The 24,240-nt window shown below is 69.0% G+C and carries 21 protein-coding genes; 9 read left to right on the forward strand and 12 right to left on the reverse strand.

Features of this window, described 5'->3' with window-relative positions:
* Positions 1–52: 52 nt before the first annotated feature.
* Complete coding sequence (locus NOW55_RS11365) at positions 53–274, reverse strand: hypothetical protein (protein ID WP_256400207.1); 222 nt, start codon at positions 272–274, stop codon at positions 53–55.
* Positions 275–516: 242 nt separating this feature from the next.
* On the opposite strand from NOW55_RS11365, the gene NOW55_RS11370 reads away from it, so the two are divergent.
* On the forward strand, positions 517–1,938 hold the full coding sequence (locus tag NOW55_RS11370; RefSeq protein WP_256400208.1) for an AAA family ATPase: 1,422 nt from the start codon (positions 517–519) through the stop codon (positions 1,936–1,938).
* Positions 1,925–3,265 carry a hypothetical protein gene (locus NOW55_RS11375; protein WP_256400209.1) on the forward strand — a complete coding sequence of 447 codons (1,341 nt, stop codon included), beginning with the start codon at positions 1,925–1,927 and terminating at the stop codon, positions 3,263–3,265. The genes NOW55_RS11370 and NOW55_RS11375 overlap by 14 nt, the downstream gene beginning before the upstream one ends.
* Positions 3,266–3,289: 24 nt before the next feature.
* Here the strand turns inward: NOW55_RS11375 and NOW55_RS11380 are convergent, their stop codons facing one another.
* The 4 genes from NOW55_RS11380 to NOW55_RS11395 all read right to left on the reverse strand — a co-directional run bounded on the left by NOW55_RS11380 (position 3,290) and on the right by NOW55_RS11395 (position 10,624).
* A complete protein-coding gene (locus tag NOW55_RS11380) occupies positions 3,290–5,104 on the reverse strand; it encodes a histidine kinase N-terminal 7TM domain-containing protein (RefSeq protein ID WP_256400210.1) in 1,815 nt (604 codons plus the stop codon).
* 132 nt (positions 5,105–5,236) lie between these two features.
* Entirely contained in the window at positions 5,237–5,587 is a 351-nt protein-coding gene (locus tag NOW55_RS11385; protein WP_256400211.1) for a hypothetical protein, read from the reverse strand.
* 57 nt (positions 5,588–5,644) lie between these two features.
* Complete coding sequence (locus NOW55_RS11390) at positions 5,645–8,143, reverse strand: DNA topoisomerase I (RefSeq protein WP_256400212.1); 2,499 nt, start codon at positions 8,141–8,143, stop codon at positions 5,645–5,647.
* A gap of 201 nt (positions 8,144–8,344) precedes the next feature.
* Positions 8,345–10,624 carry a right-handed parallel beta-helix repeat-containing protein gene (locus NOW55_RS11395; protein WP_256400213.1) on the reverse strand — a complete coding sequence of 760 codons (2,280 nt, stop codon included), beginning with the start codon at positions 10,622–10,624 and terminating at the stop codon, positions 8,345–8,347.
* A gap of 199 nt (positions 10,625–10,823) precedes the next feature.
* On the opposite strand from NOW55_RS11395, the gene NOW55_RS11400 reads away from it, so the two are divergent.
* The gene (locus NOW55_RS11400) at positions 10,824–12,272 is read left to right on the forward strand and encodes an RtcB family protein (RefSeq protein ID WP_256400214.1); all 1,449 of its coding nucleotides are present in this window, start codon (positions 10,824–10,826) and stop codon (positions 12,270–12,272) included.
* Positions 12,273–12,296: 24 nt separating this feature from the next.
* On the opposite strand, the gene gatB is transcribed toward NOW55_RS11400, so the two are convergent.
* Entirely contained in the window at positions 12,297–13,784 is a 1,488-nt protein-coding gene (gene gatB / locus NOW55_RS11405; RefSeq protein ID WP_256400215.1) for an Asp-tRNA(Asn)/Glu-tRNA(Gln) amidotransferase subunit GatB, read from the reverse strand.
* A gap of 711 nt (positions 13,785–14,495) precedes the next feature.
* On the opposite strand from gatB, the gene NOW55_RS11410 reads away from it, so the two are divergent.
* Genes NOW55_RS11410 through NOW55_RS11420 form a run of 3 tightly spaced genes read left to right on the forward strand, consistent with a single transcriptional unit; the run spans position 14,496 to position 18,060 of the window.
* Positions 14,496–15,503, forward strand: a complete 1,008-nt coding sequence (locus tag NOW55_RS11410) for a 1,4-dihydroxy-2-naphthoate polyprenyltransferase (protein ID WP_256400216.1) — start codon at positions 14,496–14,498, stop codon at positions 15,501–15,503.
* Entirely contained in the window at positions 15,503–16,543 is a 1,041-nt protein-coding gene (locus NOW55_RS11415; RefSeq protein WP_256400217.1) for a mandelate racemase/muconate lactonizing enzyme family protein, read from the forward strand. The genes NOW55_RS11410 and NOW55_RS11415 overlap by 1 nt, the downstream gene beginning before the upstream one ends.
* Positions 16,540–18,060 (forward strand): class I adenylate-forming enzyme family protein, encoded by a 1,521-nt coding sequence (locus NOW55_RS11420; RefSeq protein ID WP_256400415.1) that lies wholly within the window; start codon positions 16,540–16,542, stop codon positions 18,058–18,060. Before NOW55_RS11415 ends, NOW55_RS11420 begins: the two co-directional genes overlap by 4 nt.
* Positions 18,061–18,075: 15 nt before the next feature.
* On the opposite strand, the gene NOW55_RS11425 is transcribed toward NOW55_RS11420, so the two are convergent.
* Positions 18,076–18,549 (reverse strand): DsrE family protein, encoded by a 474-nt coding sequence (locus NOW55_RS11425; protein WP_256400218.1) that lies wholly within the window; start codon positions 18,547–18,549, stop codon positions 18,076–18,078.
* 77 nt (positions 18,550–18,626) lie between these two features.
* Positions 18,627–19,091, reverse strand: coding sequence for a pantetheine-phosphate adenylyltransferase (locus NOW55_RS11430; RefSeq protein ID WP_256400219.1), 465 nt, complete (start codon positions 19,089–19,091; stop codon positions 18,627–18,629).
* 72 nt (positions 19,092–19,163) lie between these two features.
* Between NOW55_RS11430 and NOW55_RS11435 the strand changes: the two genes are divergently transcribed.
* Together NOW55_RS11435 and NOW55_RS11440 are read left to right on the forward strand one after the other, a co-directional pair.
* Positions 19,164–19,910, forward strand: coding sequence for an NRDE family protein (locus NOW55_RS11435; RefSeq protein ID WP_256400220.1), 747 nt, complete (start codon positions 19,164–19,166; stop codon positions 19,908–19,910).
* A gap of 60 nt (positions 19,911–19,970) precedes the next feature.
* Entirely contained in the window at positions 19,971–20,324 is a 354-nt protein-coding gene (locus NOW55_RS11440) for a helix-turn-helix transcriptional regulator (RefSeq protein ID WP_368407755.1), read from the forward strand.
* A gap of 27 nt (positions 20,325–20,351) precedes the next feature.
* Here NOW55_RS11440 and NOW55_RS11445 read toward each other — a convergent pair whose 3' ends face one another.
* From NOW55_RS11445 to gatC, 3 genes are all read right to left on the reverse strand, one after another.
* Positions 20,352–20,765 carry a DUF8048 family protein gene (locus tag NOW55_RS11445; protein WP_256400222.1) on the reverse strand — a complete coding sequence of 138 codons (414 nt, stop codon included), beginning with the start codon at positions 20,763–20,765 and terminating at the stop codon, positions 20,352–20,354.
* Between the two features lie 168 nt (positions 20,766–20,933).
* Entirely contained in the window at positions 20,934–22,196 is a 1,263-nt protein-coding gene (gatA, locus tag NOW55_RS11450) for an Asp-tRNA(Asn)/Glu-tRNA(Gln) amidotransferase subunit GatA (protein ID WP_256400223.1), read from the reverse strand.
* The gene (gene gatC, locus NOW55_RS11455; RefSeq protein WP_256400224.1) at positions 22,193–22,471 is read right to left on the reverse strand and encodes an Asp-tRNA(Asn)/Glu-tRNA(Gln) amidotransferase subunit GatC; all 279 of its coding nucleotides are present in this window, start codon (positions 22,469–22,471) and stop codon (positions 22,193–22,195) included. The genes gatA and gatC overlap by 4 nt, the downstream gene beginning before the upstream one ends.
* 243 nt (positions 22,472–22,714) lie before the next feature.
* On the opposite strand from gatC, the gene NOW55_RS11460 reads away from it, so the two are divergent.
* Entirely contained in the window at positions 22,715–23,686 is a 972-nt protein-coding gene (locus NOW55_RS11460) for a transcription initiation factor IIB (protein WP_256400225.1), read from the forward strand.
* Positions 23,687–23,690: 4 nt separating this feature from the next.
* On the opposite strand, the gene NOW55_RS11465 is transcribed toward NOW55_RS11460, so the two are convergent.
* Positions 23,691–24,194, reverse strand: a complete 504-nt coding sequence (locus NOW55_RS11465; protein WP_256400226.1) for a hypothetical protein — start codon at positions 24,192–24,194, stop codon at positions 23,691–23,693.
* Between the last annotated feature and the right edge of the window lie 46 nt (positions 24,195–24,240).

Here is a 24,240-nt window from a genome sequence, read left to right on the forward strand (position 1 = left end):
CACCGGGGAGCGGGTAAAGTTCTCGATTGGGGGTCACCGGATGCCAACGCAGTTAGTCGTTGTTCACCCACCGCTCTCCGAGGCTTTCGGCTCTCTCCCACAGTTCGTCCTGATGCGAGATGTCCGCGCGTCCGATCCGCCCAGCCATCACCTCCCAGTCGCAGTTCGAGCAGAGGTAGTAGACTTTCCAGCAGGACGGCTCGGCTTTCGTTCCGTAGTATAGGGCGGATAGACAGCGTGGGCAGGTCGCCTCGGTGTGTCGGTGTGTCTCCATCGCCGGTCTTGGTTCGTTCCACCAGATAAACCCTCGTCGGCGGGTGAATTTAAGTCGCTGTCCGGTAAGGTTCGTCCATGGGATACGATGGGCCGGCAGTCTTTCTCGCGCCATATGCAAACGAAGCGGCCCAGGAGAACTTCGAACGCACCGTCGTGGAAGGTGTCGATGTCGACCAGGTTCGGGCCCACACCGACTACGAAATCGAACATATTCGGACATCCGGGGGCGACCGGGTTCGGGTGTGGGGAACGAAGAAGACTGTCTCTGGGACGTGGAAGAATATCGAGCCCGGGGACTTCCTTTTCTTCTATCGCGGCGGAACCTACGAGCAGGCCTCGCTGGTACTCGGCACCGAAGAAAACGAGCAACTCGGCCGTGACATCTGGCCGAACCACGGCGACGACGACCCATGGGTCTGCATCATCTACCTCGACGAGCCGGTCGAACTGAACTTGGATTCGTCGATTGTCCACGACCTCGCTGGTCACGACATCAACTACGTGATGGGGTTCTCGCCGCTGAACGAGATGGGAATCGGGGGCCTCAGGGGTCGCTATGGCTCCATCGAGGATCTAGTCCTCGGAGGCGAACCGGTCACCACCGCCAAGACTGGACCGGAACCGGATATCGACATCCGGGCCGACCCAGAATACGACGTTCCGGAGGACGTGTTCGACGACCTGTACTACCCGGGCGAGCAGCTGTCTGACATCGTAGAGCAGTTGAACGCTGCTCTGAACGCTGGAAAGCACGTCGTCTTCACGGGGCCACCAGGAACCGGAAAGACCGAGATTGCACGGCTCGCCTGCGAGTACCTCGTGGACGAGCACGGTGAGGTGTTCACCGGCTCCCAGATCACGACGGCGACGGCTGACTGGTCGACGTTCGAGACCGTGGGTGGCTACATGCCGGAGGAGGACGGTGGCGACCGGCTCTCCTTCGAGCCGGGGCAGGTGTTGCGGTGCTTCAAACGCGACGGACGACAGCGGAACGATCTGCTCGTGGTCGACGAGATGAACCGCGCCGACATCGACAAGGCGTTTGGCCAGCTGTTCACGTTGCTCTCGGGGCAGTCGGTCCAGTTACCGTTCAAGCGGGACGGCACCGAGATATCGATTACACCGGCGACCGTCACGGACGGGGGGTCCGCCCCCGGCACCAACGAGTACGTGATGCCCGAGTCGTGGCGGTTGCTCGCGACCATGAACAGCTACGACAAGACCTCGCTGTACGAGATGTCGTACGCGTTCATGCGCCGGTTCTCGTTCATCCATGTCGACGCGCCGACCGTCCCGGACGATGAGGCTGGAGCGGCGGAACTCGTCCAGTCATACGCGAGAGTCTGGGATCTCGAAGTTGACGATGATACTGCCCGCTCGGTCGCGAAGGTCTGGCACGTCGCCAACAACACGATCGAAGACCGGAAGATCGGGCCGGCGATCGTCGAGGACATCCTCGCGCAGGTCGCCGAGGTCTCGTCCGAACACCGCCCGCGGACGCTCACACACGCCATCGCGAACCACGTGTTCCCGCAACTGGAGGGCGTTCCACGCCGCGAACGGGTCGTCGAAGCGTTGAGCGGACTCGACGAGGTCGATTCGGCGCGTCTCGAACGGCTCGGACGCGACGTGCTTCAGGTGACTCTCGATGGAGCGAGCTGAACTCGTCGACGCGCTCAGCGAGGACGTGCTCGCGTACGTCATGCACGGCAACATCCCGGAGCGACATCTGGTCGACGAGCTCCGCCCCGACGGACTCGACGAACGGTTCGCCGACTTCGAGTCGCTGGTCCGACTCCACTTCGTCCTCGACCCGGACGTGGTCGAGTTCGTCGAGGCGCTCCCGAAGCGACTCCGCAGTATCAAGACCCAGACGAAGGACGTAACCGAGACAACCAGAGGTAGCGTCGACGGGCGGGTCGACTGGCAGTCCACTGTGAGGACGCGGTACGCTCGCAATCCGAACGACAACGCACTCTTCGTCTGCGAGAAGCGGTACGAGAACTACGACGTTGCCGAGAACCTGGTCCTGAAACGGTTGCTGGCGATGGTCTATCGGACCCTGCAGGACATCGAGCCGTTCATCGAACGGGGATACGACTGGGTCACGCAACGCTGGCGGGAGAACGGTGAACTCGTCGAAGAGATGCGGCGCGTGTTCGAGCGAAACGTCCACGTCACTCGGATTCGAGATCCGAAGACGTACGAACCGACGGAACGGATGCTGGAGCGCGCAGAATCGGCACGTGCACCGGTGTACCGCGAGGCAGCCGGACTGCTGCGGCGATATCGACGAAGCCTCGAGGCCGACGCAGACGCGATACGGGAACTCCTCGAACGGACGGCGATCACACCGGACGACGACGAGACGCTGTTCGAGCTGTACGTGCTGTTCCGCTACGTCGCTGCCATCGAGGAGTTTCAGGACGACCGATTCACCGTGGAGACGATTGACTCGGCCTCGCAGGCGGTCGCCAGGCTCGATACCGGGTCCGAATCCGTCGTCCTCTACCACGACAACTCGGCAGCGGACAGGAACCTCTCGTTCGAACCAGCGCCGTTCGAGAAACCGGATAGGGACCTCTCACGGACCGAACGCGTCCAACGTGAGGCCCGAGAGGTGGCGCGGACCTACTTCCGGGACCGCGAGTTCCAGAGCGTGACCGGTCGACCGGACGTCATCGTTCTCGAGATTGCGACGGACGAGGCACGTGAGTACCTCGTGACCGAGGTGAAGCACTCGACGAGGGTCGAGACCATCAAGCAGGGGATCAGGGAGACGCTCGAGTATCTCGCCTTCCTCCGGCAGGACGGCGCGTTCGTCTACGAGGACGGCTTCTTCGGGTCCGGGTGGAACGGAGTACTCGTGGTTCAGGACATGGACGACGAGGAGACTGCACCGATTGACGAGCAACGGAGCATCAAGATACTGCAGGCGGACGAGGTCGAAACTCAACTACGGCGAGTCCTTACGGAAGTGTTCGACTAGCGGAGACAGAGCTCGAAACGATTCTCACTCCCCCAGCGACGTAGAGACACCGAACGCCTCCACTTCGGACTCCACGATGTTGCCGAACTCGAAGCGCCCGCCGCCGTTCTCGCTCTCGGTCACGTCCACGTTCCAGCCGTGGGCGTGGGCGACCTGCGTGACGATGGCGAGCCCGAAGCCGGTGCCGCTGTCGGTGGTGGTGTAGCCGAACTCGAGAACGGAGTCGCGCTCGCTCTCGGGGATGCCCGGGCCGTCGTCGGCGACGTAGAAGCCGGTCTCGGTGGTGCCGACGGTCACGGTGACGCTCGGGCCGGCGTGGTCGCGGGCGTTGCGGAACAGGTTCTCGAAGAGGCTGAGGAGCCGGTCGGGGTCGGCCTCGAACGACGCGCTGTCGTCGACGACCAGCTCGGCATCCCCGGTCGCGACGTCCCCGCACGCCTCGCGGGCGAGGCTGTCGAGGGTGACCTGTTCGGTCTCACCGAGGGTGCGGTCTTCGCGGGCGAGGGTGAGCACGTCGTCGATGATGGCCTCCATGCGGCCGAGGGAGTGGTCGACCTCCGCGACGGCGTCCTCGTTGCCATCGACGGTCTCGAGGTAGCCCCGAGCGACGTTCAGCGGGTTGCGGAGGTCGTGGCTGACGACGCCCGCGAACTGGTCGAGCTGCTCGTTCTGGCGCTCCAGCTCCTCGGTGCGGCGTCTGAGCATTCCCTTGCGGCGCTCTCGGTCGGTCACGTCGTTGATGAGCGCGACGCGGCCGGCCGGGTCGTCCGCGGGGCCGAGCCCGGTGATGGTGAGGTCGAAGCAGCGGCGCTCTTCGTCGTCGGCTTCGACCCAGACGCCCCGGAACTCGGCGTCGGTCGTCGTCGGGTCGAGGAAGCCCGTCTCGTCCGTGAGGAACGTCGACGCTGGCGTGACGGTCTGGAGGGGCTTTCCGACGACGCGGCGGTCGGTCGCGCCGATCATCCGCCGTCCCATGGGGTTGAGGTCGACGATGCGGTTGTCGTGGTCGAGGACGAGGATGCCGTTCTGCATCGTCTCGATGATGGTGTCCCGCGCCATCGGCGAGAGGTTCCGGAACCGGCTTCCGAGCACGCCGAACAGCCGGTCGACGGGGATGAGTCGCAGGTAGCGCTGGCTGACGACCGTCGGTGCGACGACGACGATGACGAGCGCGAACATCGCGGGGCCGAGGGCGAGGTACCGGACGGGGCCCAGGCCGAGAGAGGCGACCAACATGGCGAGGTTGAGTGACGTGCCGCCGACGACGTGGAAGAAGGCGATCTTCCGGTAGACGTTGCGGGACGTGAGGAACTTCTGGAAGAGGAGCCAGATCGCGACCGCGGAGACGAGCCAGGTGTAGCTACCGGCGTACCACGCGCCGAGACCCAGTTCGTACCTGAGGACCCACTCGGTCTCGACCCGGTCGACACCGGTACCGACGAGGACGCGGCCGTGGAACGGGTCGGTGAGCGTGAGCACGGTCCCCACGAGCACGCCAGCAGCCAGGAGCGCGACCGTGCGTCGGGTGAGCCAGTGCTCTCGCCCGGTGTACAGCGTCGCGAAGACGAACCACGACAGAGCCGCCCACATCGACGTCAGCACCGTCAGGTACATCCCGGCGACCATCACGGGCTCGGTCGTCCCCGACACCACGAGCACCTGCCCGAACGCCTGGACTGCGAGTGCCAGCAGCACGGCGCTCTGTGCCTTGTTGGCCTGGCTGAGCGTCCGCTTCGAGTCGGTGCGGAACGCCTCCCGACCGAGGTAACACGCCGTCCCGAGACAGAAGAGCGTGGTGACCAGCAGCGGCAGGAGGACCCAGTGGAACTGTACGTTCATCGGGACTGTTCAGTTGTCGTACGTCTCGACGCAGTTTAATTTCTCTGGCCCGGGGCAGCCGCGAGGTCGGCCCGGGTTAGACGCCGGGACAACCGCGGGGACGGACCGGGACAGCCCCGGGGGCGGCCCGGGTCAGACGCCGGGGACCCCGAACGCGCCCACGCCGAGGTCGAACACGACGTTCAGCAGGTAGATGATGACCGTCGCCGCGAGCCAGGCGACGAGGCCGATGATGGCGGCGTTGCCCCAGTCGCCGGGGTAGCGCCAGTTGATGACCCAGATCCAGGCGAGCAGCGCGACGAGCAGGCCGATCAGCGGGACGAGCGAGCCGAGCACCCACGCGATGGCACCGATGAAGGCGGTGACCACGGCGTGGCTGTAGTCGTCCACGTCGGCGACGACGCGGGCGGCGATGTAGATGGCGAGGCCGCCGACGAGCAGTGCGACGACGAACGAGATCAGGGAGCCGAGGACTGATACCATACCTCGTGATTCGACGGCACGACGGAAATACGCTGCCCCTATGCTCTCGGGGTCGGCTCAGGCCTTCGCCTGCCAGTCCCGCACCCGGTCGGCGCTGACGCCCTGCACATCGCCGGCGACGCTGTCCGGGTCGGCCTCCTGGAGGTCGTCGATGCTCTCGATGCCGGCAGCCTTGAGCTTCTCCGCGGTGGCGGCACCGATGCCGTCGAGTGATTCGAGGTCGGTACCGGACTCGCTCTCGCGCTCCTGGTACTCGCGGTAGTTGCAGATGGGACAGCCCAGCTCCCAGGGCTCGCGGTCGTCGTCCTCGTAGGTGACGTGCAGGGCGTGGACGCCGTGCTTGTCACAGACCTCATCCTGCACCTCGATGTCGCCCCGGCGCGGAAGCGGGACGGAGTAGTCGCAGTCGGGGTAGCGCTTGCAGCCGACCAGCCGGGAGCCGTTCCGGAGGGTCTTGACGGCGAGCTCGCCGCCTTCCTCCTCGCCGCAGTCGGGGCACGGGCCGATGCCGGGCCCTTCGCCGGCCTCGTCGGCCTTGCACTGCGGGCAGCCGTGGACGAACGTCTGTCGCCCGGCGAGCATCTTCACCTCGTGGAGGTCGTGCTCCTCGCACGTCTCCTCCATGATGAGCGGTTTGCCCGTGGAGGGGAGCGGCAGGGTGTAGTCGCAGTCGGGGTAGCCGTCGCAGCCGACGAAGTACGAGCCGCGGCGCGAGCGACGCACGAGCAGGTCGTGGTCGGACTCCGGACAGGGGCCGAGGCGCTTGTCGGCTTTGAGGCTCTGCTGGAGGTGGTCGCCGATCTCCTCGCGCGAGTCACGCAGCTCCTCGAACACCCGCCCGAGCATCTCGCGGGACTCCTGGGTGACGTCCTCGTAGCTTGCGTCGCCCTTCGCGATGCGGTCCATGTCCCGCTCCAGCTGGGCCGTCATCTCCTCGCTGACGATGTGGTCGGCGAAGGACTCGGCGGCCTCGACGACGGCCTCGGCGAGCGCGGTCGGGCGCGGCGGGTCGTTCTCGATGTAGCCGCGGTCGTACAGCTTCTCGATGGTCTCGTGACGGGTGGCCTTCGTCCCGATGCCCATCTTCTCCATCGTCTCGATGAGCCGCGACTGGCCGTACCGCCGGGGTGGCTGGGTCTGCTTCGCCTCCAGCCGTACCTCCTCGATGGCGAGTTCGTCGTCGACATCGACGTCGGGGACGTAGTTCTCGTTGGTCGAGTAGTACGGGTACACCGCGTGGTAGCCGGGGTCGACGAGGCGCTTCCCGTTGGCCTTCAGGCGGTGTGTGCCCACGTCGGCGACGACCTTGAGGTGCTCCCACTCGGCGGGCTCGGCGACGGTGGCGTAGAACCGGCGGACGACCAGCTCGTACACCTCCCACTCGTCCTCGTTCACGTCGCTCCCCCGCACGGGGATCTCGCCGGTCGGGTGGATGGGCGGGTGGTCGGTCGTCTCCTCGTCGCCCTCGGTCGGCTCGATGTCCTCCAGTTCGAGGAGTTCCTCCGCGCTCTCGCCGAGTTCGGAGTGGCCGACGAACGAGTCGAGCAGCTCCTCCTCGTCGAGGTCGTCCGGGTACACCGTGTTGTCCGTCCGCGGGTAGGTGATGAACCCGGCGGTGTAGAGGTCCTCGGCGATGCTCATCGCGCGCTTCGCCGAGTAGCCGATCGAGCTGGCGGCCCGGATGAACTGCGTGGTGTTGAACGGCGCGGGCGGACTGTCGGTCCGCGAGCGGCGGTCGACGTCGGTGACGGTCGCGCTCGCCGCACCGGACAGGTCCTCGTACACCGCGTCGGCGACGTCCTCCTCCCAGACGCGCTCGGCCTCGTTGTCGTCCTCGTCGAGGTAGAAGTACTGCGCCTCGAACGCGCTGTCCTCGTCCTCGGGCGCGAGGTCGGCGAACAGCTCCCAGTAGTCCTCGGGGTCGAACGCGTCGATCTCGCGCTCCCGGTCGACGATGAGCTTGAGCGTGGGCGACTGGACCCGCCCGACGGAGATGAAGTCCTCGCCGAGCTGGCGCGCCGACAGCGAGAGGAACCGGGTCAGCGCCGCGCCCCACACGAGGTCGATGACCTGCCGGGCCTCGCCCGCAGCGGCCAGGTCGAAGTCGAGCTCGTCGGGCTCGGCGAACGCGTCCGTGACCTCGCGCTGGGTGATGGAGGAGTAGCGCACCCGGTCGACGGGCACGTCCTCGTTCACCTCGCGGACGATCTCGTAGGCCTCCTTGCCGATGAGCTCGCCCTCGCGGTCGTAGTCGGTCGCGATGGTCACCCGGTCGGCCTTCCGGGAGAGCAGGCGCAGCGTCGCGACGATGTTCTCCTTCGTCGGCGTCTTCTGTATCTCGGCGTCGATGAGCTCGTGCGGCTCGACGTCGCGCCAGTCGTCGTACTCCGGCGGGAAGTCGACACCGACGACGTGGCCCGATAGGCCGACGCAGCGCTTACCGCCCCACCGATAGACGTTGACGCCGTTCTCGCGCTCGGCGGACGCGGACTCGCCGCTCAGGATGTCGGCGATTCGACGCGCTGCGTTGTCCTTCTCGGTGATGATCAGCTCCATCTTCCACCTCGGGTTGGTCCGTCGCTCATTGGCAGGTGATATGTGCACGGACCGTTTAGAGCTTTCGACGGTAAATCGCAAGACAGCGCGGGTGTGCGGGCGTGTGAGCGCGTGCTACGGGTGGCGCGCCCGGGTGGGCAGCCGCGAGCGAGGGCGCACGTGATGGAGGTCGATTCCTGACGGGACGGCAACCCCGGTCGCTCAGCAGTCCTCGCGCGTCTCGACACCGCTCGGGTCGGTCCCCCGCGAGTTCTCGACGACGACCTGGTCGCCCGCGTTGCCGCAGGCGAGGCCGCCGTCGAGCGTCGTCTCCGGGCTGTCGCGCACGTGGATGCCGTCGTCACCGTTGTTCCGGGACGAGACCTCGCGCACGACCGTTCCCGACGCGCCGTCGCGGACGTACACCCCATCGCCGCCGTTGTCGACGTACTCGCCGCCGAGCACGCGGTTCCCGGTCCCACCGGCGATGTCGACGCCGTCGTCCTCGCTCTCGACGACCCGGTTCCCCTCGATCCGACTGTCCGTGGCGTTCGCCAGCGAGACACCGTCGTTCTGGTTCCGCGGCAGCCGGTTGTCGACGACGACGGCCGACCCGGTCTCGACCAGTCGGACGCCGTGGTCGAAGTTCTCGCCGATACGGTTGTTCCGGATGGTCGCCTCGGTCGCCCGCTCGACGACGACGCCGATGCCGTTGTCGTCGAAGTCGTTCCCCCGGACGACCGCGCCGTCGGACCCGAGCGAGCGGAGCCCTGCCTCCTCGTTGTCCGCGACGGTGCTGCTCCGGAGGACGTGACCCGCCACGTCGTCGGGGCCGAAGTTCGACCGCAGTCGGACCCCGTCGCCGCCGTTCTCGCGGATCTCGCTCCCTGCGATGGTCACGTCGGTCGAGTCCCGCACGAACACACCGTGCCCGTCGTTCCCCCGGATGACGTTCTCGCTGTGGGTGTGCTCGCCGACCTCCAGTATCCAGAGTCCGTCACCGCCGTTGTCGGCCATCGTCGTCCCCTCGACGGACAGCCCGCCCGATTCGAGCAGGTGGACCCCGTCGCCGTCGTTGCCGACCGCCGTCGAGTCGCGGACCGCCGTCCCCGAGCTGAACTCCTCGACGATGATGCCATGGCGGCCGTTGTTCCGCGCCTCCACTCCGGTCACGAGGACGCTGTTCGCGTCCACGACGTAGACGCCGTCGCGCTGGTTCCCCTCCGCGGTCGCGTCTCGGACCGTCGTGCCGCGGGACCGCGAGCCCACCCGGATGCCGTCGCCGTTCCCCCGCGCCTCGACGTCCTCGACGACCGCGCCGGACGCCCGCCGGAGCGAGATGCCGTCGCCCCAGCCGGTCACGACGACGTTCCTGATGGTCACGTCGTCGGCGTCCTCGACACGGATGCCATCCGAGTCCTCAGCGCCGGAGCCACCGACGACGAAGCCGTTCCCCTCCAGTGTCACGTCGGCCGCCGTTATCTCGATGCATGGGCTCGCGGTGCGGTCACGCAGGTCCGTCGCGAGCTCGTAGGTCCCCGCCGAGTCGAGTGTCGTACACGAGTCGATTCCCTCTGGCGAGTTCGGGTCGTCGGTCGTCGTGGGGGTCGATGTCGGCGTCGCGGTCGGCGTGCTGGTGGGCGTCGCGGTCGGCGTCGCGGTTGGAGTCGGCGTGCTGGTGGGAGTCGCCGTTGGAGTCGCGGTCGGCGTGCTGTTGGGTGTCGCAGTCGGTGTGCTGGTGGGTGTCGCCGTTGGTGTGCTGGTGGGCGTCGCGGTCGGCGTGCTGGTCGGTGTCGCAGTCGGAGTCGCAGTCGGCGTCGCGGTTGGCGTCGCGGTTGGAGTCGGCGTACTGGTGGGCGTCGCGGTTGGAGTCGGCGTGCTGGTGGGCGTCGCCGTAGGAGTCGCGGTCGGTGTGCTGGTGGGCGTCGCAGTCGGCGTGCTGGTGGGCGTCGCGGTCGGTGTGCTGGTCGGCGTACTGGTGGGCGTACTGGTGGGCGTCGCGGTCGGAGTCGCGGTCGGCGTCGGAGGAGTGGTCGAAGTCGGAGCGGGCGTGCGGACGGACGTCGGTGCTGGTGTGTTCACCCGCGTCGGCTCTGAGGTTCGGGCCGTCGTCCGGGTCTGTGTCGCCGTCGCGGGTGACTCGGTCGTGGCGGTCGCTGGGGGATCGCTGTCAGTCTGGGTCGCCATCCCGTCGTCGGTCGGGGTCCGGTCGCGCGTCGTCCCGTCGACCGTGGTGTCGGTCTGGGCAGCCCGGTCCCCGTCCGTCGGCTGGTCGGTCACGTTGGGGCTCGCGGGGTCTGGCTCCAGTCCGTCGGCGGCACTGGTGTCGCCGCCGGGTGCCCACGGGTCGAGCAACGAGGGCTCGAGTGCGACCGCGCCGCCGACGGCGAGCACGATGAGCGCCACGGCGAAACCCAGCGCGAGCAGGAGCACCTCGGTCGTCGTAGGCGTCGGCGCGTCGGCTCCACTGCCAGCGTCGGGGCTGCCCGCGTCCTCGTCCATGTCCACGCGCACGGCTGATGGCCGTATTGTTCGGCGGTGGTTTCCGTGCCGACGCCGCGGTAAGCCGAGCGTTGTCGGAGACGGCGGGCCGACGGGACGGCCGGTGGTACGGTCGGCTTTCCCGGACCCCGTCCGCTGGACTGCCACGGCGGGGCACACCTCCGAGCGCTTAAATGCGGGCGGGGGAGTAGGTGGAGGCGTGACGATCGAACTGGACGGCGCGCACACCACCGCCCGCGTCATGGTCGAGGACGAGTCGCTCGTCGAGGAGAACTGTCTGGACCAGATTCGGACGCTGGTGGACCACCCGGCGTTCACGGAGCCGGTCCGGGTCATGCCCGACACCCACTGGGGAGCGGGCGCACCCATCGGCTTCACCATGCCACTGGGCGAGCGCGTCGTCCCGAACATCGTCGGCGTCGACGTCGGCTGCGGGATGGCCGCGACCAACCTCGGAAGCGAACTCCCCCTCGACGACGCAGAGCGCGAGCAGCGCGTCCGCGAGGCCGTCCCGATGGGCCGCGACGTCCACGACTACGACGACGCCGTCCACCTCGTCGACGAGTTCCCGTTCGAGCGCGCGAACGACGTGTTCGAGCGGTTCGACGCGGCCTACCGCGAGCGCTTCGGCGAGCCCGTCGCCCCCCTCGACTTCGAGTTCGACGGCTACGACGAGGCGTACTTCAAGCAGTTGTGCGACCGCGTGCTCTCCAGAAAACGGCAGGGCATGGGCTACGTCATCCGGGGGGCCGGCACCCTCGGCGGCGGGAACCACTTCGTCGAGTTCGCCCGCGGCCGGGACTCCGGTGACCACTGGCTGGTCGTCCACTCCGGGTCGCGCTACCTGGGGCTCTCCGTCGCGGAGTACTGGCAGGAGCGCGCCTCGGACCTCCGCGACGCCGACCACATGCGCGGCCAGATCGACGAGGGCGACCGGAAGTACCTGAAGTTCGACCCGGACGAGGTCACCCCCACCGAGCTGTTCGCCTGGGTCACCGGCGGGATGGGCGAGTCCCACATCGACGCCGACGCCGTCCGCGCGGACTTCGAGGGCAAGGAGATAGAGCACACGTTCGACCGGCTGAACGCGATGGACCCCACCGGCGAAGAGCGGAACGAGGAGCTCGACTGGCTCGAAGGGCGCGAGGGCCACGGCTACCTCGTCGACATGCTGTTCGCCCAGCAGTACGCCCGCTGGAACCGCGAGCTGATGAGCGACGCAATCTGTACCGCCCTCGGCGTCGAGCCCGTCGACCGGTTCCAGTCCATCCACAACTACATCGACTTCCGCGACCTGACGGTCCGGAAGGGTGCGACCCCCGCCCGCGACGGCCAGCGCCTCGTCGTCCCGTTCAACATGGCCGACGGCTCGGTCATCGCCCGCGGGAAGGGCAACGAGGACTGGCATCGGACCGCGCCGCACGGTGCCGGCCGGGTCATGGGCCGCCGCGAGGCCCACGAGACGCTCTCGGTCGAGGCGTTCGCCGACGCGATGGACGGCATCTACTCCGAGTCCGTCGAGGAGAGCGTCATCGACGAGGCCCCGATGGCGTACAAGCCCGCCGAGGCGATTGCGGCGGCGTTAGAGCCGACCGCCGAGGTCGTCGAGCGACTCGATGTCGTTCACAACCTGAAGGCGAAGGAGTGAGACGGAACAGGAGAGAGTGCGGTCTTACCCGTCCAGCTCCTCCCGCAACAACCCGTTCACCGTCCCGGGGTCGGCGCTCCCGCCGGTCTTGCCCATCACCTGGCCGACGAGGAAGTTGATGGCCCCGTCGTCGCCGTCCTCGTAGTCGGCGACGGCCTCGGGGTTCTCCGCGATGGCCTCGCTGACGGCCTGGGCGACCGCGTCGTCGTCGGTCTTGCCGAGGCCCTCGGCCTCGACGATGTCGTCGGGCTGCTCGCCCTCGTCGAGCATGCGCCGGAGGACGATCTCCTCGGCGTTCTTCGTGGTGATCTCGTCCGCGGCGACGAGCTCGACCAGCCGGGTGAACTCGTCGAGGCGACCCTCGATCTCGGTGATCTCCATGTCGCGGTAGTTCAGCTCGCCGAGCAGGTTGTCCGCGACCCAGGTCGCCGCGAGGTCGGGGTCGAACTCCTCGGCGACGTTCTCGTAGAAGTCGGCGACCTGCTTCGTGCTGGTGAGCTTCGAGGCGGACTCGTCGTCCAGACCGTACTCGGCCTTGAACCGCTCGCGCCGGGCGTCCGGCAGCTCGGGGATGGGGATGCGCTCCTTCCAGTCCGACACCTGCAGGGGCGGGAGGTCGGCCTCCTCGAAGTACCGGTAGTCCTTCTCCGCCTCCTTCGAGCGCATCGAGACGGTCGAACCGTGCGTCTCGTTGAAGTGGCGCGTCTCCTGTGCGACGCCCTTCCCGCGCCGGATGAGGTTCTTCTGTCGCGTCTCCTCGTAGGCGAGCGCGGTCTCCGCGCCCTTGTGGCTGGAGATGTTCTTGACCTCCGTGCGGTTCGCGTTCGCCAGCGTCTCCTCGGAGATGCTGCCGTCCTCGGCGTCGATCTCGGCTTCGGGGATGATGGAGAGGTTGGCGTCGACGCGCAGGCTGCCGTCGCGCTGGCTGTCGAACACGCCCAGGTACTCCAGCACCTCCTCCAGCTTCGCGAGGAACGCCCGGGCCTCGGCGGGCCGGCGGAAGTCCGGCTTCGTGACGATCTCCATCAGCGGCGTGCCGGCGCGGTTGTAGTTCACCCGCGTGTGCGTCGCCGTGTCGATGCCGCCGCCGACGTGCTGCAGGCTCCCGGGGTCCTCCTCCAGGTGCGCCCGGCGGATGCGGACCGTGCGGCGCTCGCCCTCGACGCTCACTTCCAGCTCGCCGTCCCGACAGATGGGCTCGTCGTACTGGGTGATCTGGAAGTTCTTGGGCAGGTCGGGGTAGTAGTAGTTCTTCCGGTGGAACCGCGTCTCCTCGGGGATGTCGGCGTCGATGGCCTTGCCGACCTTCACCGCGGCCTCGACGGCCCCCTCGTTCAGCACCGGGAGCGCCCCGGGCAGCCCGAGACAGACCGGGCAGACGTTCGTGTTCGGTTCCTCCGTCGGCTCCGTCGAGCAGCCACAGAAGATCTTCGTCTCCGTCTCCAGTTGGACGTGGACCTCCAGTCCGATGACCGCCGCGAGGTCGCCCTCCTGGGCAGCCTGCGTACTCATTGCGACTGGGTTCGGCGTGTACTGGTTAAAGCGTGACGGGTTCCGCGTTCGAGTGTGGCTCTCTGGATTGTATCCCGTACCTGGCGGACCAATACCGCGAACAGCCAGAAAGCCCCGCGGTTCTCGACTCGGGAGGCTCGCTGCGGTCCTCACTCCGTTGCGGTCCTTGCGTCGCCTTCCTTCGCCGAGAACCGCGCCCCTTTCAGACCCACCCCGTACAGCACCACACCTCACACCTCCCCAGCCTCCTGCGGTGCTCACTCCGTTGCGCTCCTCGTCCCTCGCACGTGCATGGCGAGCGGCCTCCGGCACGCTCGCCAGTCGCGCGCCTTGCCGGCTAGTTCGACGACGCCGCCACCAACCACACGGCCAAGACACCCCGCGCCGGCAGGCGCGTGGGTGTCGAGGGGGAGGGCTGGCGCGGTTGCGGTGCTGTCGGGTGGGACTGAAAGGGGCGGCGGGGTACGCGAACCCGGACGAAGCAAGGACCGCAGCGGAGCGAGGACCGCAGCGAGTCCCGGGAGCGTACCCCGTCGGGGCTTTCTGGCTGTTGGCGGGTCCTGTGACTCAGACGGTCGGCGGGGCTTTCTGGCTGTTACCGGTCTGCGCAAGGCTTTCGGCTGGCGGAACCGCTGTCCCATAGAACCGCACTGAACACGGTCCACGTCGCAGACAGAACGTTGACACGGGAGGGGGCCCAAGGGCAGGCAGATGACCGAAACGGCGGACGTCTCGAAGACGCGGGCGTGGGTGATGGCGGCGCGGCCACAGACGCTGCCGGCGGCGGCGTCGCCGGTCCTGGTGGGGACGGCGGTGGCGTACTACGGTGGGGTGTTCGAGCCGGTGGCGGCGCTCTTTGCCTTCATCGGGGCCGCGCTCATCCAGATCGGGACGAACTTCGCGAACGACTACTACGACGCGGTGCAGGGCGCCGACACCGAGGACCGCGAGGGGTTCACGCGGGTCACAGCGGGCGGGCTCATCGAGCCGGCGGAAGTCAAGCGCGCGATGGTGCTGACGTTCGCGCTGGCCATCGTCTCCGGCGTCTATCTCGTCTACGTCGCCGGCGTGCCCATCCTCGTCGTCGGACTCGTGAGCGTGGCCTGCGGCGTGGCGTACACGGGCGGGCCGTACCCGCTGGGCTACCACGGGCTGGGCGACGCCTTCGTCTTCGTCTTCTTCGGGCTCGTCGCGGTGACCGGCACCTACTACGTGCAGGCGGCGGCGCTGGTCGGCGAGCCGCTGGCGACGGGGCTCGTGGACGCGCCGGACCTGGCCCTCGCGCTGGTCGCCAGCCTCCCGATGGCGGCCATCTCGACGAACATCCTCGTGGTGAACAACGTCCGCGACCGCGGGGAGGACGCCGAGACCGGCAAGGAGACGCTGGTCGTGAAGTTCGGCTACGGCCTCGGGCGGGCGGAGTTCGTCGCGATGTTCGCGCTGGCGTACCTCACGCCCGTCGCGCTCGTCGTCGGCTACGGCGTGCCGGCGACCGTCCTCCTGTCTTGGCTCTCCCTGCCGCTGGCGTGGAACGTGACAACGACGGTGCTGAACCGGACCGACGGCGCGGCGCTGAACCCCACCCTCGAACGCGTCGGCCAGCTGCTCGCGCTGTACGCGCTGCTGTTCTCCGTCGGCTTCGTCGTCCCGGAGACGGCGCTCGGCGGCGTGCTGGCGGTCACGGCCCCTGCCGTGCCGGCTCCGGCGGAGGTGGCCTGATGCGGGTCGAGACGCGCGACTTCGCCGTCTCGCTCGCTCGGCCGCTGGCGACGGCGCGCGGCGAGCTCACCGACCGCCAGGGCGTGCTCGTCCGGGTCGAGGACGGGGGCGAGACCGGCATCGGTGAGGCGACCCCACTGTCGTCGTGGACCGAGTCGCTGGGGGACTGTCGGTCCGCGCTCTCGGACGCGGCGGACCGGCTGAACGCGGGCGACGCGACACCCGGCGAGGTGCTCGGGGACCTCATCGACACACCGGCCGCCCGCCACGGGCTCTCGCTCGCGTTCGCCGACCTGCGTGCCGGCCGCCGCGGGGAGCCGCTCTACCGCTTCCTCGGCCGCGGGAGCGAGCGCGAGGCCGTGCCGGTCAACGCGACGGTCGGCGACGGCGACCGGGCGGAGACCGTCGCCGCAGCCGAGGAGGCCGTCGCTGCGGGTTACGGCGCGGTGAAGCTGAAGGCCGGGACCCAGCCCGTCGCGGACGACGTGGCGCGGGTACAGGCGGTCAGGGACGCGGTCGCCCCCGACGTGGAACTGCGCGTCGACGCCAACGGCGCGTGGGACCGCGAGCAGGCGACCGAAGCGTTCGAGTCCTTCGCCGACGCCCAGGTCCGCTACGTCGAACAGCCGCTCCCGGCGGACGATCTCGAGGGTCACGCCGCCCTCCGGGGCGGACGGGTCGGCGTCGCACTCGACGAGTCGCTGGCGAGCCACCCCGTCGAGGCGGTGCTGGACGCCGGCGCGGCCGACCTGCTCGTCCTGAAACCGATGGCCGTCGGCGGCGTCCAGCGCGCGAAGCGGGCCATCCTGCAGGCGCGCGAGGAACGGGTCGCCTCCGTCGTCACGACGACGGTCGACGCGGCGGTCGCCCGGACGGCGGCGGTCCACCTCGCCGCCTCGGTGCCGGGGATCTCTGCCTGCGGGCTGGCGACGGCGGACTGGCTCTCGACCGACGTGGGGCCGGACCCCTGCCCGGTCGACGACGGCGTCATCGAGGTGCCGCAGGGGCCGGGCCTCGGCGTCGAGGGGGTGTGGGAGTGAGACCGCCGACGACGTGGCCGTCGGCGGACCTGCTCGCCGAGCGCGCGAGCCGGACCCCGGAACGCGAGGCGCTGGTCGCCGCCGGGACCGACGCGTCGTGGACGTACCGCGAGCTCCACGCAGCCGTCGACGACCTCTCGTCCCGGCTCGACACCCACCTCGACGGCCACCGCCTCGGCGTACTCTCTCCGACGCGCCCCGCCGTGGCCCACCTCCTGTTCGCCGCGTTCCGCCTCGGCGTCCCGCTCGTCCCACTGAACGTCCGGAACGCGACCGCCGAACTCGCCGAACAGGCCGAGCGCGCCGACCTCGACGTGCTGGTCTGCACGGCGGAGACGCGGAAGACGGCCGACGCGGCCGCGCCCGACGGCTGCACGGTTGCGAGCGTCGACGACGGGACGGGCCTGGCATGGGTCGACGAGTCGGGCGGGAGCGGGGCGTCGGAGCCGGTGACGCCGCCGGCCGACGACGACGCACCCGACCCCGATTCGGAGGCGCTGCTCGTGTTCACCTCCGGGACGACCGGCCGTCCGAAGGGCGTTCGACTGACCGTCGCCAACCTCGTCGCCAGCGCCACGGCCTCTGCCTTCCGCCTCGGCGTCGACCGCACGGACCGCTGGCTCGTGCCGCTCCCGACCTACCACGTCGGCGGACTGGCACCCATCGTCCGGTCGACGCTGTACGGAACGACGACAGTCCTCGGGCCAGGCGGTGGCTTCGACGCGGAGACGACGGCGAGGAACCTCGACGAGCACCGTTGCACGTCCGTCTCGCTCGTCCCGACCATGCTCGACCGGCTGCTCGACGTCGGGTGGACGCCTGACAGCCGGCTCCGGGTCGTCCTGCTGGGCGGCGCGCCCGCGAGCCAGGGGCTGCTGGACCGCTGTGCCGAGCGGGACGTGCCCGCGTGGCCGACCTACGGCATGAGCGAGGCCGCCTCGCAGGTGACGACCGCGCCGCCCGAGGCCGCCCGCGAGCACCCCGGCACCGTCGGACAGCCGCTCGTGAACGTCACCCTGCGCGTCCTCGACGCCGACGGCGAGCCCTGCGAGCCGGGCGAGCGCGGCGAACTCGTCGTCGACGGTCCACAGGTAACGCGCGGGTACCTCGACGACGAGCACACGGACGACGCGTTCTCCGAACTGGGCCTGCACACCGGCGACGTGGGCTACCGCGACGCCGACGGACGGCTCTGGGTGACGGGCCGGCTGGACGACCTGCTCGTCTCCGGCGGCGAGAACGTCGACCCGAACCGGGTCGCGGCGGTGCTCCGGGAGCATCCCGCGGTCGCCGACGTGGCCGTCGTCGGGCTCGACGACCCCGAGTGGGGCGACCGGGTCGCGGCGCTCGTCGTCGGCGACTGCTCGGTGGCGGAGCTCGAGGCCTACGCCCGGGAGCACCTCGCCGACCACGAGCGCCCGCGAACGGTCGCATTCGCCGACGAGCTCCCGCGGACCACGTCCGGAACGGTCGACCGCGGCACCGTCCGCGAGTTGCTCCGGGCCGGCTGCGAGTGAGCCCCCGACGGCCGCTCAGATGGTCAGGATCTCGTAGCCCTCGTCCGCGAGCTGGGCGACCGCCGGTGCGTGCTCGTCGCTGTCGCTGAGGAGCGTCACGCCCGACCGCTCGCAGGCTTCCTTCGAGTCGAAGGCGCTCGCGCAGTAGCCACACGCACCGGCGAGCAGCCCGCGCTGCTCGACGAGCTTCCAGTTTCGGCTGAACGGCCGGCCGGGGTCCTCGGCGAACTCGGCGGGCCACTTCGTCGCCACGCCGTCGAGGAACACGTCGACCTCGTAGCCCGCGTCGTCGAGCTCGATGGCGTACTGGAACCCGTTGCCGGCGGCCGCGAAGTCGTCGGGGCCGGCGTTCATGAGGATGGCGTACTTCGTGTCGCTGGGCCCGTCACCCCCTGTCGTGTGGTTGCCGGTGGTCGTCCCGCCGTCGGCCGTCGTGTCGCCCCCGGTCGTCGTCTCCCCTCCGCCGAACAGCGATTCGAGTAGTCCCATTCGGATTTCGCTTGGTAACCCGGTACAAAACAGTTTCCTCGGTCGGGCGTGACAGATGGACAACCGTTTCCTCGGGGTCAGTCCGAACCAGACCGGCCGTGTTCGTCGACCTCGCCCGCGACGACGCGGGTCGAGGAGATGCGGTCGCCGTCCTCGGCCAGCACGAGCGGGACGACGACCGCGACGAGGGGTTCGAGGCCGTTCTCGCGGCGCTCGTCGTTCAGGTCCGGCACCTCGTCGGCGGTCTCGCGGGAGACGACGACCGCGTCGAGGCCCCCGTCGCTCGCGGCGAAGTCGTGCTCGCTGGCGATCTCGCGGAGCTCGACCGGCCGCCCCCAGCGGTCGAGGGCGTCGAGTTCGCGTCGGAGCGCGTCGGCGCGGTCGGTGAACGCGGGCACCGCGCGCTCCCGGCTGCTGTTCGCGAACCGGTCCCCCGTCAGCCCCACGACCACGCCGTCGGCACCGACCTCCAGGGCGGTCGCGAGCAGGGCGCGGTGTCCGTCGTGTATCGGCCCGAACGTCCCCGCGACGGCGACTCGCATGGGTCACCCATCGCCCCCCACCGGCTTAGTCGACGGGGGCGATTTATCCCCACCCGTTCCCTACGGAAGCGCGTGTGCACGCTCACCCTCGCCTGGCGCGTCTTCGACGAACCCGTCGTGGTCGCCGCGAACCGCGACGAACTGCTCGACCGGCCCGCTGTCGCCCCCGCCGTCGTGGAGACCGACCCACGCGTCGTCGCCCCTCGCGACGAGGAGGCCGGCGGCACCTGGATCGGCTACAACGAACACGGCGTGTTCGTCGGCGTGACGAACCGCTGGCTCGACGGCGACCTCGCTGGCGAGCGCTCGCGCGGCCTGCTCGTGCGCGACGCGCTGCGCCAGCCGACCGCAGCCGCGGCCGCCGAACTGGTCGAGCGGGCGGTGGCCGACCACGCGTACCAGGGGTTCCACCTCGTCGTCGCCGACCCCGAGGACGCGCGCTTGCTCTCGTGGGACGGCGAACTGACCGTCACCGAGTTCGAGCCCGGTGTCCACGTCGTCGTCAACGTCGGCGCGGACGACACGTTCGACGTCCCGGACCGTCGCCGCGAGCCCGGCGAGCGGCAGGCCGAGGCAGTCGGTCGCATCCGCACGGAACTCGACCCCCGCGACGGCGAGACGGCCCGCGAGTGGCGCGACCGGGCCGCAGCCGTCCTCGGCGACCACGAGTTCGGTGTCTGCGTCCACGACCCCGAGGGTCGGTTCGGGACGCGCTCGTCCTCGCTCATCGTCCTCGGCGACGAGCCCGCGTACCACTTCGCCGACGGCCCGCCCTGTGAGACGGCCCACGAGCCGGTGGTCCTCGAAGGGCAGGTTTAAGCGGGACGACCGACGTACTACGGACGTGATAGCCATGCCTGTCGCATCGACGACACGGGGGTGGTCGGCGTGAGCGTCGCAGAGGAGGAGCTGTCGGCCGACGAGCTCGCGGGACTCGAACTCGTCAGAGAGACCGGTGGCATCCACCAGAGCGACTTCTGGAAGGAGCTCGACGTCTCCTCGCGCAAGGGCTCGCGCATCGCCGAGTCCCTGGTCGAGAAGGAGCTCGTCGACCGGGAGGAGACGGTGTACGAGGGCCACAACACGTACCTCATCACGCCCGTCGCCCGCGACCTGGAGTTCTCGCTGCTGATGGCCGGCGACATGCTCTCGCCGTACATCGGCGAAGAGGAGGCCGACCCACAGTCCGACGCCTTCACGCAGTGGATAATGAACCTCGCGTACGAGGAGTAAGTAACAGCAGTCCGTCTTTTCGCCCGGCTACACCGTCGGGTGCCGCCGTTCGACCAGCACGAACGGGTCGCGCTCCCTGTTGTAGTAGCCCACGTCGCCGTCGATGGCCTCGATGATGCGACGGTGGACCTCGCGTGCGGCCCGTCCCTCGTCCGGCGAGAGGTTGTGCCGTCGCCGGAGCCGTGCCCAGAACGTCCCGTCCAGCCAGAACAGCGTCTCGTCGTTCGACTGGTAGGTCAGTTCGCCCTCCTCGCGCAGGTCCTCGGGACCGAGTCCGCGGCCCGAGAGCTGTGCCCGTGCCAGGACGGCGACGAGCTGACGCCGCGAGATCGGCGCGTGCAGTGCCACGTCGTCGATCAGGTCGTCGAAGTAGTCCTCGACGAGGTCGCAGGCACGCGAGAACTCGTCGAACTCGACGTCCGTCTCCTCTGTGATTCGCATTGTGTCTCACCCCCCGAACGCCGCCCTCAACGACGGTCGGATTCGTGTACAGATATCACGAAGTCGAGTATAAGTATTGTGGACGACTCACGTCTCGATATCCGAGACGGTGGCGGGGTGGAATCCAGCGGGGCCGATACATTCACACGGGAGAACGGGGCGGCCGCGTCAGTCCAGCGCGCTGGCGGCGCGGATGATGGTCTCCTCGCCGAACGCCGGGCCGACGAGCTGGAGGCCGACGGGAAGGCCGTCCGTCTCGCCCGCGGGTACGGAGATGGCGGGGAGGTCCGCGAGGTTCACCGGCACCGTGTTGGCGTCGGCGAGGTACATCTTCAGCGGGTCCGAGAGGCTCTCGCCGAGCTCCATCGGCGGGACGGGCATCGTCGGCGAGGCGAGCACGTCCGCCTCCGACAGCGCCTCGTCGAAGTCCTGCTTGACCCAGGCGCGGGCATCCTGTGCCTTCCTGTAGTACTTGTCGTGATAGCCGGCCGAGAGGGCGTACGTCCCGAGCAGGACCCGGCGCTTGACCTCCGCGCCGAAGCCCTCCTCGCGGGCCTTCCCGAACACCTCGTTCCAGTTGCCGTCGTAGCCGCCGGAGTGGCCGTAGCGCACGCCGTCGAACCGGGCGAGGTTCGAGGACGCCTCGGACATCGCGATGACGTAGTACGCCTGCACCGCGTACTCGACCGATTCGAGGCTGACCTCGTGGGTGGTCGCGCCCTTCGATTCCAGCTCGTCGAGCGCGGCGTAGAACTGCTCCTTGACGCCCTCGTCGGCACCCTCGACCAGTTCGGTCGGGACGCCGATGGAGAGCCCGTCCACGTCGCCGTCGGCGGCCGCGGCGTACTCCGAGTCAGCTGCCTTCTCGCGGGTCGTCGCGTCGCGGTCGTCCGGCCCGGCGATGACGTCGAGGAGTTCGGCGGCGTCCTCGACGGTCGCGCCGAACGGGCCGATCTGCTCCAGCGAGTTGGCGTAGGCGACGAGGCCGTAGCGCGAGACCAGGCCGTAGGTCGGCTTGATGCCGACGACGCCGCAGAACGCCGCGGGGCAGCGGACCGAGCCGCCGGTGTCGCTGCCGAGCGCGAGGTCGGCCTCGCCCGCTGCGACGGCGGCGGCGGAGCCACCGGAGGACCCGCCCGGCACGCGGCCCTCGGCGACGGGGTTCTCGGTCGGGCCGAAGGCGCTCGTCTCGGTCGTCGTCCCCATGCCGAACTCGTCCATGTTCGTCTTGCCGACGATGTCCGCGCCGGCCTCCTTCAGTCGCCGGACGACCGTCGCGTCGTACGGCGGCACGTAGTCGTCGAGCATCGCCGACCCGCAGGTCGTCCGGACGCCCGCGGTCGAGATGTTGTCCTTGACGGCGACGGTCTTCCCCGCGAGCGGGCCGTCGTCGGCCCCCTCGACCGTCTCCTCGGTGATGAAGATGCTCATGAGACGTTCGGCCCCTTGAAGTAGCCGTCCTCTGTCTCGTCGGCGTTCGCCAGCGCCTCGTCCTGGGTGAGGCCCTCTCGCACCTCGTCGGGACGCATCACGTTGACGAGGTCGGCCTCGCGCTCGACCGTCGGCACCTCGTCGAGGGCGTCGAAGTAGTCGAGGATGTCGGCGAACTGGTCGGCGAACTCGTCGACCTCGTCCTCGTCGAGGTCGACCCGCGCCAGCTCGGCGACGTGGCGCACGTCGTCGGGCGTCGCCTCGGTGTCGCTCATGCGCCAACGAAGTCGGTTCCGCCGAGTAAGCGTTTCGATACGGGGTTGGTTCGGGGACGGGTCGACGACGGTCCGCCGGTCGGATGGTTACCAGTAGGTTACCAAAACAGAAAAAAATTCTGTGCGAACGATGACTAGATAGCTCGGAAACCCAACGAGAGTTAGCCAAAGCGTTTAAGTCCTCCTCGCCGCAACAGTTTGCGTACGACCCCCCGTTCTGAACACCCGTTCAGACCCCCCACAATGACTGACACGAGTATCCGACGCCAGCAGACCGACGAGAGTCGGGAGGCGCGAACGACCGAGACGGAACCGACCGAGCAACTGCGGACCTGTCCGGAGTGTAGCGGTCGGCTGATCGATGACGACGAGCACGGCGAGACCGTCTGTGACGACTGCGGGCTCGTCGTCGAGGCGGACTCCGTCGACCGCGGACCCGAGTGGCGAGCGTTCGACGCCGCCGAGAAGGACTCGAAGTCCCGCGTCGGCGCGCCGACGACGAAGATGATGCACGACGACGGCCTCTCGACGAACATCGGCTGGCAGAACAAGGACGCCTACGGCCGCCAGCTCAGCTCGAAGCAGCGCCAGAAGATGCAGCGGCTACGCACCTGGAACGAGCGCTTCCGAACCCGCGACAGCAAGGAGCGCAACCTGAAGCAGGCCCTCGGCGAGATCGACCGCATGGCCAGCGCGCTCGGCCTGCCGAAGAACGTGCGCGAGACCGCGTCGGTCATATACCGCCGCGCGCTCGGCGAGGACCTGCTCCCCGGCCGCTCCATCGAGGGCGTCGCCACATCGTCGCTGTACGCCGCGGCCCGCCAGGCCGGCACGCCGCGCAGCCTCGACGAGGTGTCGAACGTCAGCCGCGTCGAGCGCGACGAGATCGCCCGCACCTACCGCTACGTCGTCCGCGAACTCACCCTCGAGATCCAGCCCGCCGACCCGGTGAGTTACGTTCCCCGATTCGCCAGCGAGCTCGGGGTGAGCGACGAGGGCGAACGCCGGGCCCGCACCCTGCTGGAGACGGCCAAGCGCGAGGGCATCCACTCCGGAAAGTCGCCCGTCGGCCTCGCCGCTGCCGCCGTCTACGCCGCCTCGCTGCTCGCCAACGAGAAGGTCACGCAGAGCGAGGTCAGCGACGTCGCCAACATCTCCGAGGTCACCATCCGGAACCGCTACCACGAGCTGCTCGAGGCCGAACACCCGGCCTGAGACCCTACTCCCGGCGTCGGTACTCCTCGTCGGACGGGAACCACCTCGACCCGTACTGCACCACCGCCAGCAGCGCCGCCGCCGTCAGCCCGAGCACCGCCAGCCAGAAGCCGCCGAGCTGGAGGACGTCGTCGGTGCCGCCCGCACAGTCCTCGAACTCCCGTCCCTCGACCTCGTACAGCGTCCCCTCGAACTGGATGGTCCGGTTCGCCAGCTCGCTTTGGTACCGTTCGGGCTGCACGAACACCGTCCGGTTCTCCCGGACCGCGATGCCGACCGGCTCCTGTACGTCCCGTGAGAGGTCTCCCGCCTCCACCACCGGGCGGTCCGTCTCGTTCACCTTCGTCAACGAGACGCCGACCTGCGTCTCGCAGTTGTCCGAGACGAGGAACGTGCCCGCCGCCGCGAGGCCAGCGCCGAGGAGGAGGACCAGCAGGGAGAGGGCGATGGCGAGCTCTCCCAGTCCGATGGTGCGCCCCGGGTCACGGTCGGCTGTCTCTGCTGCCATTCGTCGTTCGAACTGGCGGCCCACGCGAGTAAAGACGTTCGGTCCG

The sequence above is a fragment of the Haloarchaeobius litoreus genome (assembly GCF_024495425.1).
Taxonomy (GTDB): domain Archaea; phylum Halobacteriota; class Halobacteria; order Halobacteriales; family Natrialbaceae; genus Haloarchaeobius; species Haloarchaeobius litoreus.